Origin of the sequence: Bacillus sp. F19 (genome assembly GCA_023823795.1) — a bacterium.
In the GTDB taxonomy this organism is placed as follows: Bacteria; Bacillota; Bacilli; order Bacillales; family Bacillaceae; genus Bacillus_P.
The window spans coordinates 1,930,105-1,946,057 of the sequence record CP085710.1; the positions used below are offsets into that span (position 1 = coordinate 1,930,105).

Consider the following 15,953-nt stretch of genomic DNA (forward strand, 5'->3'; position numbering starts at 1 on the left):
GCTTTTCTTACTCAATTATTATTTCTCTTGTGTTTGTAATAGGGTTATCCCTGTTGCTGCCATCACCATAATAAAGGGTAACAGGTCCTTCGTCAGTCAGCGGTTTCCCATTTTTACTGAATCCAAGGATGAGGGCTGATGCTTCCTCCAGTGTCATTCTAACCTCTCCTTGATTGGTTTTAAATACAGCATATTCAGCTGTTGGAGCAGGCTCGGCATTTCTTAGGAAAGGAAGCAGCGGAATTCCGAAAGTTCCGTTTAAGATTCTTTCTTTTTCGGTGCGCTTTTCGTTTTTGCTGTCTGGGAGCTTTGCTCCTTCGCGTATTTCCTGGTCCCAGTGTTTTGAGACGGCCTTCGTATACTCTTCTAGTTCGTTTCTCTCTTTGTTATTCTCATCAAAATAAACAGTCAGATCGACTTTTCTGTCGTCAAAAATCCATACACCGGGATCCAGTGTGATTGGAAAGGCGATATTTCCTTTTATCATAATGATTGAGTGCATTGCTACACGTCCTTTCATAAAAAATTATAAGCGCTTTCTGTGATTTTGTCATGGGGGTCATTGGCATGAAGTTTGGGCAAACTAACACCTCATACTGAAAGAAGAGGTGAACGGGTCATGCCATGTCAAACTAACGAAGAGCTTGAGCGGCTTGTGAGCATTGCGAGGGAGGTTACGAAGGAAGGAAAGATAGCTGACTATATTCCCGCACTTGGCGAAGCAGATCAAAATGATTTGTCTGTTGCGATTTATCATGTTGAAAACACATGTATGTCAGCAGGGGATATTGAAAAAAGCTTTACCCTGCAAAGTATATCAAAAGTGCTGACTCTTGCACTTGTGCTAATGGATCATGGTGAATCCTTTGTGTTTGATAGAGTGGGCATGGAGCCGACGGGAGATCCGTTTAACTCAATCGTCAAGCTTGAAACTCATGAAAATCAGCGGCCGCTTAATCCGATGATCAACGCAGGCGCTCTTGCGGTTACGAATATGATTAAAGGATCTGACAAGGAAGAAAAATTATCCCGTTTTTTAGCATTCACAAAAGAATTAACCTTCAATAAAGATATTAAAGTCTGTCATGAAATAGCTTCTTCTGAATTTGAAAATGCGTGGCTGAACCGGTCACTTTGCTACTTCATGAAGAAAGACGGAATCATTGACGGTGATGTTGAGGACTTAATTGATTTATATTCAAAGCAATGTGCCCTACAAATGCACAGTCTCGATCTTGCAAAAATCGGAGCAGTCTTCGCTCTTGACGGCAAGCATCCTCAAACAGAAAAACAAATTATCCCCAAAGATATTGCCCGTATTTGCAAAACGTTTATGGTGACATGCGGAATGTACAATGCATCAGGGGAATTTGCAATAAAAGTTGGAATACCTGCTAAAAGCGGAGTATCAGGAGGTATTATGGGAATCGTGCCTTATCATTTTGGAATCGGAATTTTTGGACCATCTCTTGATAAAAAAGGGAACAGTATTGCAGGCATTAAGCTACTTCATCTTTTGTCTGAAAAGTATGAATTGAGCATTTTCTGATGTATCTTTGTCCGGGAACAAGTTCACTTAAGAATAACACCTTGTTTTTTCTTGATTTTTTACTGTTTTCACTATAATATTAATAGATAGATTAGGGTATTCGCTCGGGAACGGAGGGGTTCAATTGGCGTCTGAGATTGCAATTGATCATCGAGAAAAAGCACTTGCGCTCTTAAAGGCAGATGCTGATAAAATTACGAAGCTGATTCAAGTCCAAATGGACAATTTGACGATGCCTCAATGTCCTCTTTATGAAGAGGTTTTAGATACACAAATGTTTGGATTATCAAGAGAAATTGATTTTGCCGTCAGGCTTAATCTGATTGATGAACGTGAAGGAAAAGTAATCCTTGACACACTCGAAAGAGAAATGTCGGCATTGCATGAAGCGTTCACAAAGAAATAACAATAAAACTCAAACTGTTCATTTAGACAGTTTGAGTTTTTTTATAAAGCACTTATCGTAAACTTTGCTGTTTTCACCAGTCAGTAATAAATCTGCTTTTGCATTTTCATGAAATAGGACACGAATGGATCTGCCGTAAAAAACTTCTGCGTAAAAAACAATTTATGCGAAAACAGCATATTATTAGCCGTAAAACAAACCATAACAAAAGACCTACATACTTTTTTAACTTGTTTGCGCACGTTTGCCGGGTTACCATAAGGCGTGCGTTCGGAAGAAGAAAACATAATGGAAGGAATTTTCGCTTAAATCTCGAATTTCTAACTAGGAAAATAAAATCATCCAGAATGCAGCAACAAGTCACGATAGGAAGCGATAAAATGATAAAAAAAATTCTAAAATCATATGATTATTCACTACTTCTTGCTGTTATCCTCTTATGCGGGTTTGGTCTCGTGATGGTGTACAGTTCAAGTATGATTTCTGCCGTTGCCAGGTGGGGCTATGAAAGTGATCACTTTTTCCAAAGGCAGGCAATTTTTATTGCACTGGGGTTTGTGGCCCTTCTAATTACCATGTTCTTTCCTTACAGAGCTTATTTAAATCCTTTTTTTATCAGGGGCGTAGTCATGCTTTCCATCCTGATGCTCCTTGCTATTTTCGTATTCGGCTCTGTTGCAGGCGGTGCAAGAAGCTGGTTTTCGCTGTTCGGATTTAAGCTTCAGCCGGCAGAATTTGTAAAGCTCAGCGTCATCCTTTATCTTGCAGCGGTGTACGAAAAAAAACAATCCTACATTGATCATTTCGGAAGAGGTGTGCTGCCTCCCATTATTTTTACAGGGTTTATATGTGTACTGATTATCCTCCAGCCTGACATTGGCTCGGCATCTATCATTGGCATGATTGCTCTTTCAATGGTCGTTTGTTCGGGACTTGGCATGAAAAATATTTTCAAGCTTATTATATTGGGGCTTGCCGGTCTTGTAGCGATCAGCCCTTTAGTTTTGCTGAAATGGGACAAGATTTTTACAACAGAGCGGGTCAGCCGGTTTGTAGGATTTATGGATCCTTTCGGAGATGCAGCGGACTCGGGCTTCCATTTAATAAATTCTTATTATGCCATTGGTTCTGGCGGATTGACTGGGCTTGGCCTAGGGGAAAGCGTTCAAAAATACGGCTATTTGCCTGAATCGCACACAGATTTTATTCTGGCAATCATCTCTGAAGAGCTGGGGATATTTGGAGTGGCGTTTGTCCTGATCCTACTTGCTTTTATCGTGCTGAAAGGTTTGCACATTGCCAGAAACTGTGAAGATGCATTTGGAACGCTGCTTGCAATTGGCATTTCAAGTATGATTGGTATACAGACAGCGATTAACGTTGGAGGAGTAACGGGGCTGTTGCCAATCACAGGAGTTACGCTTCCATTTATCAGCTACGGAGGCTCTTCTATGATCCTATTAATGCTTTCAATGGGGATTCTCATTAACATCTCCATGTTTATTAAATACCGGGCTACCTATCAGAAGACTGAACCTAAGCCGGTAAGTGAAATACACGGAAATACAGTCCCATTTCAATAGAATAAAAGTGTTATACTAATTATAAATGTGTTATACTTTTAGTGATGCAAGTGATGAAGCTTAAGGAGGATTCGTATGTCGCAGAAAAACATTCAGAAAATACTTGTTGCAAACCGCGGTGAAATTGCCATCCGTGTATTCCGTGCCTGCACGGAGCTTAATATCCGGACAGTAGCTATCTATTCTAAAGAAGATTCAGGATCGTTTCACCGGTACAAAGCAGACGAAGCATACATAGTTGGCGAAGGGAAAAAACCGATCGATGCTTATTTGGATATTGATGGCATTATTGAGATTGCCAAAGCCAATCATGTGGATGCCATCCATCCTGGCTATGGATTTTTATCGGAAAATATTCACTTTGCGAGAAGATGCGAGGAAGAGGGAATCATCTTCATTGGCCCAAAATCCAAGCATCTCGATATGTTTGGGGACAAAGTTAAAGCAAGAAAGCAGGCGGAGCTTGCAAATATTCCGGTCATTCCGGGCAGCAACGGACCTGTGCAAAGCTTAGAGGATGTTGTAGAGTTTGGCCGTGAAAATGGCTATCCTTTCATAATTAAAGCTTCACTTGGAGGCGGCGGACGCGGCATGAGAATTGTGCGCAGCGCTGCAGCTGTTAAAGAATCCTATGAACGTGCCAAATCTGAAGCGAAAGCTGCATTTGGCAACGATGAAGTTTACGTTGAGAAGCTAATTGAAAACCCTAAGCACATTGAAGTGCAAATTATTGGTGATGAACACGGCAATATCATTCATTTGTATGAACGTGATTGTTCCGTGCAAAGACGTCATCAAAAAGTGGTTGAAGTAGCTCCAAGCGTCTCTGTTGATGAAAAATTAAGACAAGACATTTGTGATGCTGCCGTTAAACTGATGAACAAAGTTGATTATGTAAACGCAGGAACCGTGGAATTTTTAGTTGCAAAAGGAGAGTATTACTTCATTGAAGTCAACCCGCGTGTTCAAGTAGAACATACGATTACCGAAATGGTCACAGGAATTGATATTGTACAGACTCAAATTATGGTCGCAGAAGGCTATCCCCTACACGGAGAAAAAATTGGCATTCCTGCACAAGATCAAATCAGAGTAACAGGCTATGCCATTCAATCAAGGGTTACAACAGAAGATCCGCTGAATAATTTTATGCCGGATACTGGGAAAATCATGGCTTATCGCTCAGGCGGGGGCTTTGGAGTAAGGCTTGATGCAGGGAACGGATTCCAGGGAGCTGTTATCACTCCGCATTATGATTCATTGCTCGTTAAGCTTTCGACACAGGCACTGACGTTTGAACAGGCTGCTGCAAAAATGATCAGAAACTTAAGGGAATTCAGAATCAGAGGAATTAAAACCAATATTCCATTTTTAGAAAATGTCATCAAACATGAGAAATTCATGTCAGGTGAATACGATACATCTTTTATTGATTCATCACCAGAGCTATTCGTATTTTCAAAGAAAAAAGACCGCGGAACGAAAATGCTTTCCTACATTGGAAATGTAACAGTTAATGGCTTCCCGGGCATTGAAAAGAAAAAGAAGCCGGTCTTTGATAAACTTTACATTCCTAAAGTTAAGCTTTCAGAGCCGATTCCAAGCGGAACAAAGCAGATTCTTGACGAACAGGGTCCGGAAGGTCTTGTGAAATGGCTGAAAGAGCAAAATGAAGTGCTATTAACAGATACTACGTTCCGTGACGCTCACCAATCGCTGCTTGCAACACGCTTAAGAACAAATGACATCAAACATATTGCGGAACCTACGGCAAGACTTCTGCCTAATTTATTTTCGCTTGAAATGTGGGGCGGAGCAACATTTGATGTAGCATACCGTTTTTTAAAAGAAGATCCTTGGGACAGACTTCTCACGGTCAGAAAACAAGTTCCGAATATTCTCCTGCAAATGCTGCTTCGTGCATCTAACGCAGTAGGCTATAAAAATTATCCGGATAATGTTATTGAAGAATTTGTGGAGAAGTCCTCCTATGCAGGAATAGATGTATTCCGTATTTTCGACAGCTTGAATTGGGTTGAAGGAATGCGGCCTGCGATTGAAGCGGTCAGAAAATCAAATAAAATTGCTGAGGCTGCGATCTGCTATACCGGAGATATTTTAGATCCATCCCGCAGAAAGTATGATCTTGAATACTATAAAAATCTTGCTAAAGAACTCGAAGAATCAGGTTCTCATATCTTAGGAATTAAAGATATGGCAGGATTGCTTAAGCCGCAGGCTGCTTATGACTTAATTTCTGCTTTAAAGGAAACAATTTCGATTCCTATTCACCTGCACACACATGATACGAGCGGAAATGGTATTTTCACTTATGCAAAAGCAATTGAAGCGGGAGTAGATGTGGTGGATGTAGCAGTAAGCTCAATGTCCGGCTTAACTTCACAGCCGAGCGCCAATTCTCTCTATCATGCTCTTCAAGGAATGGACCATCGGCCAAAAGCAGATATTGAAGCATTAGAAGAGCTGTCTCAATATTGGGAAGGCGTGCGCCACTACTATCAGGATTTTGAGAGCGGAATGAATTCTCCTCACTCAGAAGTTTACATGCATGAAATGCCGGGAGGACAATACAGCAATCTTCAGCAGCAGGCAAAAGCTGTCGGACTTGATGACCGCTGGAACGAAGTCAAAGAAATGTATCGCCGCGTAAATGATCTGTTCGGAGATATAGTCAAGGTAACACCTTCTTCGAAAGTAGTCGGCGACATGGCCCTCTTTATGGTCCAGAATAATTTGATAGAAGACGATATTTATGAGCGGGGAGAAACGCTTGATTTCCCTGATTCCGTTGTTGAATTATTTGAAGGATACCTTGGACAGCCTCACGGAGGTTTTCCAAAAGAGCTTCAGCGCATTATCTTAAAAGGCCGTGAGCCTATTTTGGTCAGACCTGGTGAATTATTGGAGCCGGTTAACTTCAAAGCATTGAAGGAAGAGCTTTTCCAAAGCTTAAACAGACAAGTGACAAGTTTTGATGCTATAGCGCATGCACTATATCCAAAAGTGTTCATGGACTACACAAAGACATTTGAACAATTTGGAGATATTTCAGTTCTCGATACGCCAACCTTCTTATATGGAATGAGACTTGGCGAAGAAATTGAAGTTGAAATTGAACAGGGGAAAACATTAATTGTAAAGCTTGTTTCAATTGGGGAGCCTCAGCCTGATGGAACACGTGTTGTCTACTTTGAATTAAACGGTCAGCCTCGTGAGGTCATTATTCGTGATGAAAGCATTAAAGCTACGATCACAGCGAAAATGAAAGCTGATAAAGGCAATAAAGATCATATTGGGGCGACAATGCCTGGTACAGTCATCAAGGTTTTGGTTGAAAAGGGCGAAAAGGTCAGCAAGGGCGATCATTTGCTCCTGACTGAAGCGATGAAAATGGAAACGACCGTACAGGCGCCATTCTCAGGTACAATTAAGGATATTCACGTATCGAACGGTGAAGCGATTCAAACTGGAGATTTATTAATTGAATTAACCCATTAAAAAGACAGCCTACGGGCTGTCTTTTTTTTGACTCTGCGGCTAAGTTCCATGGCCTATCCGTTTGGCGGCAGGATTGGCTAGGACTATCAAGAGCCTACAGTCGAACACAGCGAGCAAAGAAAGAGAGCCATAGAAATGTTTAAGGGTATGTAAAAAGAGGGGCGCACATGGCGTCCCTCTTTTTAGATTACTTTTTTATTATCCTTATTCAATTGAGCCTGCCGGTTTATTTTATTTCTGCTTATAAGCAGGATGAAATAGCTGAGAACCCCGAAAAGACAAGAGATAATTAAAGCGTGGGCTAGTGCGACAGCCAAATTTAAACCGGTCAGTACTACTAGAGCTCCTGACACTACTTGCATGGAAATTAGCGCAAAAGCAATCATCCAGCCATAATAAACGACTTTTTGATGTTTATAGTATTTAAAAGCTTTGTAGGCAGCTATGGCAACCCAGATAAAGATTAATGCGGCCGCAAATCTGTGGCCCATTTGAATCCACTCATGCAGGGTGGCCGGAAGACCATATGTCCTGTTACTGCACATTGGCCAATTTGGGCATGCAAGACTTGCTTCTTTATGCCTTACAAATGCGCCGGTATACACAACAATATAGCAGTAGGATATAATGCCGATCATATGAAACTTCATTCTTTTATCAATTATCAAGGATTCCGTATCAAACTTTTTATCTACTTCAAAAATAAGCAAAGTAAGAAGCAGAACGGATGCAAATGATATAAGCGATATCCCGAAATGCAGGGCAAGAACAGCATCGGACTGTCCCCACTTAACTGCGGCAGCGCCAATCAATGCCTGCAGAACCAGGAAAAAGAATGATAAAGCAGCAAGAAACTTTGTCTCGCGTTTATGTCCAATCAAAATCCATGATGAAACAGCTAATAGAAGGACGAGAATGCCTGCTAGCCCGCTTACAACCCGGTGACTGAGCTCAATGACAAGCTCAGGGGTAATCTCTGACGGAATCAGTTCGCCATGACATAGCGGCCAGGAATCGCCGCATCCTGCTCCGGATTCCGTTTTTGTAACTAAAGCTCCTCCTAAGAGTACGAGAAGCATAACGATAGATGTGAGCACGCCTAAACCTTTTAATGCTCGCTGCAAGATGTTCACCTTCTTATTCGTAATAATGAGTTTATCTAAATCGACAAAAATCGAGGGCAGGCGCTTGATTTTAAAGCGGCAGCCTCAGCCGATCAGGCAACAAAAAACATGACTGATATCATCTCTGTTTATTATAGTAGAAAAACAGGCACATTAATAAGGAATTATATGGGGGATTCTTCTGCCGATGTTTTTTTCGCAAAAGATTCCATAATCTATAAAAAATTCCTAATAATTATGATAGAATGTTATCGTGGTCAAAAAGTTATGCCATCATTTTTTAGAGTATCAGTGAATGGGCTGCTTTTCAATTAATTAACCTGTGCAGCTCATCTGCTTCACAATTTCGACATAACTTCTTCATAATTTGTTCACAAAACATTTGCTGATTATGGTTTAATATCAAGAAGGAAGCATTTTGTAAATATTGTTTTATTTAGTATGATATAGAAAGTCTCCATCCTACAGAAGATTCTTTCTATTAGAAACAGAATTGAAAAGGAGGTCTATAAAACGTGCCTGATTCAAGGACCTTATCAGAAACACATCTGAGCGGACACCGCCCGGAAGAAATCCATGAAACGACAGCTCTTAAAGACTTCTTAAGTCTCATTAAAATGGGAATTGTCAATTCTAACATGATTACTACCTTCACGGGACTGTGGCTTGCCTTGCATTTTACAGGACAAAGCTTTCTGCAGAATATAGATAGTGTTTTATTTGTTTTACTTGGTTCATCTTTAATTATTGCTGGTTCATGTGCCATTAATAACTTTTACGACCGTGATATTGATCATATCATGGAAAGAACAAAAATGAGACCGACAGTTACAGGGAAAATGAACCCAATTCAGGCTTTGTGGATTGGTATTTTATTGCTTACGTTCGGCTTTATTCTTCTGCTGATGACAACTGTAACAGCCACGTTAATCGGGTTGATCGGCGTAATTACATACGTCTTTTTATATACAATGTGGACTAAACGCCATTATACACTGAACACTGTTGTAGGAAGTGTATCCGGTGCGGTTCCGCCGCTTATCGGCTGGGCTGCAATCGATGCTGACCTGAGTGTGATTGCTTGGGTATTGTTTATGATTATGTTCATATGGCAGCCTCCGCATTTTCTTGCTCTTGCAATGAAAAGAGTGGAAGAATACCGTGCTGCAGGCATTCCTATGCTGCCGGTCGTTCATGGTTTTGCCATTACAAAAAGGCAAATGATGGTTTGGGTGATCTGTCTCCTGCCTTTGCCGTTTTACTTATTTCAGCTCGGGGTTCCTTTCATTATTCTTGCAACTGCACTGAACATCGGGTGGCTTGTGCTTGCTTTATCTGGCATGAAGATGAAGGATGATCTGAAGTGGGCAAAGTGGATGTTTATTTATTCACTGAATTACTTAACGATCCTTTTTGTGGCGATGGTACTTTTCACGATCAACTAAGTTAGAAATTCTTTCTTTTAGGAATTTACATAGAAGGAATTATCGATTCCTGTGAAACTACGGGAATTAATTTACTGAAAGAGGGGTTTGATTTAGCTATGGAAAAGAGGCTGACAAAATTGCGTCTCGTTGCCATTTTTGCAATGTTGACACTTGTCCTAGCCGGCTGTGGTGAACCATATCTTTCCGCTCTTCAACCAGCTGGTGAAGTTGCGGATATGCAGTACTCATTAATGGTGCTGAGTACACTCATCATGGTCATTGTAATCGCAGTCGTAACTGTGATCTTCATTTATGTAGTTCTGAAATTCAGACGGCGCAAAGGTGAGGAAAATAAAATTCCTGAGCAAGTAGAGGGAAGTCATAAACTTGAAATCATTTGGACTGTTATTCCTATTCTTTTACTACTTGTGTTAGCGGTTCCAGTTGTATCTGCAACATTTGAACTCGCAGATGTGAAACCAATGGAAAAGAAGGACCGCAAACCTGAAGATGCAGTTGTTATTAATGTCAGAGCGAATCTTTACTGGTGGGAATTCGAATATCCTGATGCTGGGGTAATCACAAGCCAGGATTTAGTTGTTCCATCAGATGAAAGGGTTTACTTTAATCTGATTGCTTCTGATGTGAAGCATTCTTTCTGGATTCCGCCAGCAGGCGGCAAGATGGATACAAACACTGAAAACATAAATCAGTTCTGGCTTAATTTTGACAGCAAACGTGCAGAAAAAGCCGGAGAATATTTTTACGGGAAATGTGCTGAGCTTTGCGGCCCTTCACATGCTTTAATGGATTTTAAAGTGAAAACAAAATCCCGCGAAGAGTTTGATCAATGGCTTGAAGAAATGAAAAATGCTAAAGCGGTTGCAGATTCAGATTTAGCTAAACAGGGTGAAAAATTGTTCCAGGAGAAAAGCTGCATCGGCTGTCATGCTGTGACACCTGCTGATAAGCGTCCAAAAGAAGCAAGAACAGCACCTAACTTAGCTACCTTTGGAGAGCGTGCCAGAGTAGCGGGCATTCTGCCTCATAATGAAGAAAATATCAGAAACTGGCTGAAAGATCCTGAACAGTACAAACCAGGAAACAAGATGACAAAAACGTATCCTGAACTTAACGATGAGGAACTTGATGCACTTACTGAATACTTAAGCGGCTTAAAAGTCGAAACGAAGTAAGATGTCTCAGCAGAATAAAAGGGAGGTAACACTGTGAGTACGTTAACTCAGAAAAAGGGGTTCGGCGCTGTGCTATGGGACTACTTAACAACAGTAGACCATAAAAAAATCGCCATCCTTTACCTGATTTCCGGCGGCTTCTTCTTCCTCGTAGGTGGATTAGAAGCGATGCTTATCAGAATTCAGCTCGCTGTGCCAAATAACGATTTTATCGCAGCTGGCCTTTACAACGAAATCTTAACTATGCATGGAACGACCATGATTTTCCTGGCAGCCATGCCGCTCATATTTGCTTTTATGAATGCCGTCGTACCGATTCAGATCGGAGCGCGTGACGTTGCATTTCCATTTTTGAACTCATTGGGTTTCTGGCTGTTTTTCTTTGGAGGACTATTCCTGAACCTAAGCTGGTTTTTAGATGGAGCTCCTGATGCAGGCTGGACGAATTATGCTTCACTTGCACTGAACTCGCCTGGACATGGAATAGATTTTTATTTGCTGGGACTTCAGATATCAGGAATTGGTACGTTGATTGCGGGTATTAACTTCCTTGCAACAATTATTAACATGCGTGCACCTGGTATGACTTACATGCGCATGCCGTTGTTCACTTGGACAACATTTGTAGCTTCAGCACTTATCCTATTTGCTTTTCCACCGCTTACAGTTGGGTTAGCAATTATGATGTTTGACCGATTATTCGGTACAGGATTCTTTGTTCCGGCACTTGGAGGAAATACGATCATCTGGGAGCATTTATTCTGGATTTTCGGACATCCTGAGGTTTACATCTTAATTCTTCCTGCTTTCGGGATTTTCTCAGATGTTCTTCCTCACTTCTCGAAAAAGCGCTTATTTGGATATTCATCAATGGTTTTTGCTACAGTTCTAATCGGATTTTTAGGGTTTATGGTGTGGGCGCATCACATGTTCACAACTGGTCTTGGACCAATCGCAAATGCGATTTTCGCAGTAGCAACAATGGCCATTGCCGTTCCGACAGGCATTAAAATTTTCAACTGGATGTTTACAATGTGGGGCGGAAGCATCCGCTTTACAGTACCAATGATCTGGTCAGTTGCTTTCATTCCTACGTTTGTAATGGGCGGAGTAACAGGAATCATGCTTGCAGCTGCACCGACAGATTATCAGTATCATGACACCTATTTCGTAGTTGCGCATTTCCACTATGTTATCGTAGGCGGAGTGGTTATAGGATTATTCGCTGGCCTGCACTACTGGTGGCCAAAAATGTTCGGAAGAATGCTTGGTGAAAAATTAGGTGTTGTTACGTTCGTATTATTCTTTATAGGCTTCCATTTAACGTTCTTTATCCAGCATTTCCTTGGATTGATGGGTATGCCGCGACGCATTTTCACATTCCTTCCTGGACAGGGTCTTGAAACGGGGAACCTGATCAGTACCGCTGGTGCTTTCTTGATGGCTGCCGGTACAATCGTATTGCTGTACAATATCGTTATTTCTTCTATAAAAGGAGAAAAAGCAGCAGGAGATGCATGGGGAGATGGACGCAACCTGGAATGGGCTGTATCATCACCTGCACCTGAATATAACTTTAAACAAACACCGCTAGTACGCGGTCTTGACGCTTTATGGGTTGAAAGAATGGAAGGAAACAAAGGAATGACTCCTGCTGAACCGCTTGGAGACATCCATATGCCTAACGGATCAATTCTGCCTCTGATCATGTCTTTTGGACTTTTTGTTGCAGCATTCGGATTGTTATATCGAGAGGATTTCGCTTGGGGACTTCCAGTCATCATTATCGGATTCTTAATCACATTAGGGTCTATGTTCCTTCGTTCAATAATTGATGATCACGGTTATCATATTCACAAAGAAGATTTAATGAATGATGATGAAGATAAGGGGGTAAAGGCATAATGCATGTTGAGGAAAAATTGACAGCTGAAACGTTCCCTGCCTCTCCTGAAAAGGCGACCCTTGAAGGTAAGAATAAATTTTTAGGCTTCTGGCTTTTTCTTGGAGGAGAGACTGTCCTGTTTGCTTCTCTGTTTGCAACGTTTTTAGCTTTAAAAGATTCAAACAACGGCGGTGCGACTACTCAGGAAATGTTTGAACTTCCGCTTGTTTTTGCAGCAACTATGCTCCTTTTGACGAGTTCGTTAACAAGTGTGTACGCTATGTATCACATGAAGAACTTCCAATTTAAAAAAATGCAGCTTTGGATGGGAATTACCGTTCTGCTAGGAGCGGGATTCCTGGCTCTTGAGATTTATGAATTCAATCATTATATTCATCATTTTGAATTTACTATTACAAGCAGTTCTCTTGGATCCGCTTTTTACACGCTGGTCGGAACACATGGCGCCCACGTTACATTTGGTTTACTTTGGATCACTACTTTGATGGTACGCAATGCAAAAAGAGGATTGAATTTATACAACGCGCCTAAATATTACGTTGCAAGTTTATACTGGCATTTTATCGACGTTGTATGGGTGTTCATCTTTACAGTTGTATACTTAATGGGAATGGTGGGATAAACTGATGGCAGCTAATCAAAATTCAGGTAACCCAAAAGTTGATCTTGCATATCGCCGCAAGAAAAATAAAGAAGATATGAAGTTTCAAGTTGTTACGTTTGCATTAATGATTTTCCTTACAGTCATTGCATTTGTAGCAATTGGCTATGATGGCATTGCAGAATGGTTTAAAGTTCCGTTTATTCTATTGCTTGCTGTTATCCAGGTTATTTTCCAGCTTTACTACTTTATGCATATGAGCCATAAAGGCCATGAAGTGCCAGCGCTCTTCCTTTACTCTGGGATCGGTGTAGCATTTCTGACAGTTCTTGCATTCGTAACAATTATTTGGTGGTAATCTGAAAATCGGCTGAATTCTCAGCCGGTTTTTTGTATGTTTAGAGGTAAAAAATGAATGTGGCTGTAAAAGTGCATGGATCACTCTATTCAAGGAGCTGAATCTAAGTGCTTCCGCTGTTCTAATGTCATAGAACGTTCATTGATAGCGCTTCATTGAAGGTGTATAATAGTTTGCAGGAGTTATAGCAGAAATAGGAGATGAACTCATTGTTAAATTTAGAAATGTTTGGTTTTAGAGCAATGTGGAGCCCTTATTTTTTCCTGTTTGTTGCGGTCATTCTTGGCATTTATTTTCTATTAATCGGACCTCTTCGAAATCGATTTCATGATAGCCAGCCTGTCCCGTTCAAACAGAAGGCACTTTTTTCAGGCAGCATGATCCTTTTATATGCTGTAAAAGGCAGTCCGCTGGATCTAATGGGACATATAATGTTCAGTGCACATATGACACAAATGGCCCTTTTATATTTGCTGATTCCGCCTCTGATGATCTATGGCATTCCGGTCTGGATGTGGAGAGCAATGATTTACAGACGGGGCGTAAAGCAAATCGTATCATTTTTGTCTAAGCCGCTGATCGCTTTAATTGTTTTTAACGGTGTTTTCTCACTCTATCATATTCCGCTTGTCTTTGATTTTGTGAAGACAGATCATATCATTCATGCCTCAGTAACGATTTTTATTTTTATTGCGGCGATGCTGATGTGGTGGCCATTGTTAAATGAATTGCCTGAATGGAGAGAGCTTGGCGGAATTAAAAAAATCGGATACATATTTGCCAATGGAATGCTGTTAACACCGGCTTGTGCCCTTATCATATTTGCTGAAACTTCTCTTTATTCCACGTATTCGGATCCTAGGGCATGGACGAGCGCCCTTGAACTTTGCGTTCCGGCAAGTATGCTGTCAGGTCTGAATTTGACAGGTCCGGAAATGTTCAATACATTGCCTCTTGTAGAAGATCAGCAGCTTGGGGGCATCATGATGAAAATTATCCAGGAGTTTGTTTATGGAATCCTCCTTGGAATTATTTTCTTTAAATGGGCCCGGCAGGAGAGAGAGCGCGATGATCTTGAGGAAAGAAAGAGATTTACTCCGCAGCCCATTAAGTAATTTCCGCTCTCATTTTCTGCTTATCAATTTATAATATTTATTTTTAGGAGCTGCAAAAATGAATGTACCTATTTTACCTACTATTAGTACAGCCTTTATTGTTTTAAGTGCTGTTTCTGTTGCTGTTGGCTGGTATTTGATCAAGCAGCGCAAAATTGAGGCACATCAGAAGGCGATGCTTACCGCAGCTGTTTTTGCGATTATCTTCTTTGCCGTGTACGCCTCAAGAACGATCTTTGTAGGAAACACTGCGTTTGGAGGACCCGATCATATTAAAGTCTATTATACTGTTTTCCTGATTTTTCATATTACTCTAGCAACAGTAGGTGCAGTCTTTGGAATTATCACCTTGATATCAGGTTATAAAAACAATCTCTCAAAGCACAGAAAATTAGGTCCTGTTACGAGCCTGATCTGGTTTTTCACCGCGATTACCGGGGTGGCTGTCTATTATCTGCTTTATATTCAGTATAAAGGCGGAGAGACGACTTCCGTATTCAAAGCGATTTTAGGTTTTTAATGATGGCATGAGATGTTATGGAATTTATCATTCTATAACATCTTTTTTGTTTCTTTTTTTCTTTAAGTATAGGACGTACAGAATGGCCATAAAATGAAAGTAACAGACGGTTTATGAAAGGGAGTGACTGTAAGATGATTGAAATTGTAACAGATCGGCTCCTCATTATCCCCTGTTCTTTGGATATTGCAAAATCTTTAGTCTTTCACCGAAAAGAACTGGAAAGCCGCTCCCCAATTGGAATACCTGTTACTTGGCCTTCAATTGCGGTCAAAGGAATGCTCCCGCTCTATATTGAAAGACTTGAGAGAAATGAAAAAGAATATGGCTGGGGACTTTGGCTCATTATTTTATATCATGAAAAGAGAATTGTAGGCGACTTATTCATTCAGGGCATGCCGGATGAGCATGGCTGTGTGGAACTATGCTACAACATCCACGAGGTCGATGATGAGGAAAGTTTAACATATGAAGCGATTGATGCAGTTATTGAATGGCTGACAAGTGAAAAATCAGTCAAACAAATCAGCATGGAATGCATCGATCATAATAAAAAATCTATCCGCCTATTTGAGAAGCTTGGCATGATCTGCACCAAAAAAGAGGACGTTTTTTTATCCTGGGAACTTAAAAAGAAAGCATAGCTCAG

The 15,953-nt window shown here is 40.9% G+C and carries 14 protein-coding genes; 12 read left to right on the plus strand and 2 right to left on the minus strand.

Annotation, left to right across the window (positions count from 1 at the left end):
* Window positions 1–7: 7 nt before the first annotated feature.
* Complete coding sequence (locus LIT25_09820) at window positions 8–502, minus strand: peptidyl-prolyl cis-trans isomerase (GenBank protein USK35553.1); 495 nt, start codon at window positions 500–502, stop codon at window positions 8–10.
* A gap of 117 nt (window positions 503–619) precedes the next feature.
* On the opposite strand from LIT25_09820, the gene glsA reads away from it, so the two are divergent.
* The 4 genes from glsA to pyc all read left to right on the plus strand — a co-directional run bounded on the left by glsA (window position 620) and on the right by pyc (window position 7,057).
* The gene (gene glsA / locus LIT25_09825; protein USK35554.1) at window positions 620–1,549 is read left to right on the plus strand and encodes a glutaminase A; all 930 of its coding nucleotides are present in this window, start codon (window positions 620–622) and stop codon (window positions 1,547–1,549) included.
* A 124-nt stretch (window positions 1,550–1,673) separates the two neighbouring features.
* Window positions 1,674–1,955, plus strand: a complete 282-nt coding sequence (locus tag LIT25_09830) for a YlaN family protein (GenBank protein USK35555.1) — start codon at window positions 1,674–1,676, stop codon at window positions 1,953–1,955.
* A 380-nt stretch (window positions 1,956–2,335) separates the two neighbouring features.
* Window positions 2,336–3,538 (plus strand): FtsW/RodA/SpoVE family cell cycle protein, encoded by a 1,203-nt coding sequence (locus LIT25_09835; GenBank protein USK35556.1) that lies wholly within the window; start codon window positions 2,336–2,338, stop codon window positions 3,536–3,538.
* 75 nt (window positions 3,539–3,613) lie between these two features.
* Window positions 3,614–7,057: a pyruvate carboxylase gene (gene pyc, locus LIT25_09840; protein ID USK35557.1), complete on the plus strand. Its 3,444-nt coding sequence runs from the start codon at window positions 3,614–3,616 to the stop codon at window positions 7,055–7,057.
* 182 nt (window positions 7,058–7,239) lie between these two features.
* On the opposite strand, the gene LIT25_09845 is transcribed toward pyc, so the two are convergent.
* Window positions 7,240–8,181: a heme A synthase gene (locus LIT25_09845; protein ID USK35558.1), complete on the minus strand. Its 942-nt coding sequence runs from the start codon at window positions 8,179–8,181 to the stop codon at window positions 7,240–7,242.
* A gap of 515 nt (window positions 8,182–8,696) precedes the next feature.
* Between LIT25_09845 and cyoE the strand changes: the two genes are divergently transcribed.
* The 8 genes from cyoE to LIT25_09885 all read left to right on the plus strand — a co-directional run bounded on the left by cyoE (window position 8,697) and on the right by LIT25_09885 (window position 15,948).
* Entirely contained in the window at window positions 8,697–9,626 is a 930-nt protein-coding gene (gene cyoE, locus LIT25_09850; protein ID USK35559.1) for a heme o synthase, read from the plus strand.
* 98 nt (window positions 9,627–9,724) lie between these two features.
* A complete protein-coding gene (coxB, locus tag LIT25_09855; protein ID USK35560.1) occupies window positions 9,725–10,804 on the plus strand; it encodes a cytochrome c oxidase subunit II in 1,080 nt (359 codons plus the stop codon).
* Between the two features lie 33 nt (window positions 10,805–10,837).
* Window positions 10,838–12,709: a cytochrome c oxidase subunit I gene (gene ctaD, locus LIT25_09860; protein USK35561.1), complete on the plus strand. Its 1,872-nt coding sequence runs from the start codon at window positions 10,838–10,840 to the stop codon at window positions 12,707–12,709.
* A complete protein-coding gene (ctaE, locus tag LIT25_09865; GenBank protein ID USK35562.1) occupies window positions 12,709–13,332 on the plus strand; it encodes a cytochrome c oxidase subunit III in 624 nt (207 codons plus the stop codon). Before ctaD ends, ctaE begins: the two co-directional genes overlap by 1 nt.
* A gap of 4 nt (window positions 13,333–13,336) precedes the next feature.
* A complete protein-coding gene (gene ctaF / locus LIT25_09870) occupies window positions 13,337–13,669 on the plus strand; it encodes a cytochrome c oxidase subunit IVB (GenBank protein USK35563.1) in 333 nt (110 codons plus the stop codon).
* 224 nt (window positions 13,670–13,893) lie between these two features.
* Window positions 13,894–14,784, plus strand: a complete 891-nt coding sequence (gene ctaG, locus LIT25_09875; GenBank protein USK36226.1) for a cytochrome c oxidase assembly factor CtaG — start codon at window positions 13,894–13,896, stop codon at window positions 14,782–14,784.
* Window positions 14,785–14,842: 58 nt separating this feature from the next.
* Window positions 14,843–15,304 carry a DUF420 domain-containing protein gene (locus LIT25_09880; GenBank protein ID USK35564.1) on the plus strand — a complete coding sequence of 154 codons (462 nt, stop codon included), beginning with the start codon at window positions 14,843–14,845 and terminating at the stop codon, window positions 15,302–15,304.
* 134 nt (window positions 15,305–15,438) lie between these two features.
* The gene (locus tag LIT25_09885) at window positions 15,439–15,948 is read left to right on the plus strand and encodes a GNAT family N-acetyltransferase (protein ID USK35565.1); all 510 of its coding nucleotides are present in this window, start codon (window positions 15,439–15,441) and stop codon (window positions 15,946–15,948) included.
* The last annotated feature ends 5 nt before the right edge of the window (window positions 15,949–15,953 follow it).

What these genes read in the sequence shown, in the direction of transcription:
- LIT25_09820 (USK35553.1), bottom strand. Translation starts at nt 502, where the DNA reads ATGCACTCAATCATTATGATAAAAGGAAATATCGCCTTTCCAATCACA.
- glsA (USK35554.1), top strand. Translation starts at nt 620, where the DNA reads ATGCCATGTCAAACTAACGAAGAGCTTGAGCGGCTTGTGAGCATTGCG.
- LIT25_09835 (USK35556.1), top strand. Translation starts at nt 2,336, where the DNA reads ATGATAAAAAAAATTCTAAAATCATATGATTATTCACTACTTCTTGCT.
- pyc (USK35557.1), top strand. Translation starts at nt 3,614, where the DNA reads ATGTCGCAGAAAAACATTCAGAAAATACTTGTTGCAAACCGCGGTGAA.
- coxB (USK35560.1), top strand. Translation starts at nt 9,725, where the DNA reads ATGGAAAAGAGGCTGACAAAATTGCGTCTCGTTGCCATTTTTGCAATG.
- ctaE (USK35562.1), top strand. Translation starts at nt 12,709, where the DNA reads ATGCATGTTGAGGAAAAATTGACAGCTGAAACGTTCCCTGCCTCTCCT.
- ctaF (USK35563.1), top strand. Translation starts at nt 13,337, where the DNA reads ATGGCAGCTAATCAAAATTCAGGTAACCCAAAAGTTGATCTTGCATAT.
- ctaG (USK36226.1), top strand. Translation starts at nt 13,894, where the DNA reads ATGTTTGGTTTTAGAGCAATGTGGAGCCCTTATTTTTTCCTGTTTGTT.
- LIT25_09880 (USK35564.1), top strand. Translation starts at nt 14,843, where the DNA reads ATGAATGTACCTATTTTACCTACTATTAGTACAGCCTTTATTGTTTTA.
- LIT25_09885 (USK35565.1), top strand. Translation starts at nt 15,439, where the DNA reads ATGATTGAAATTGTAACAGATCGGCTCCTCATTATCCCCTGTTCTTTG.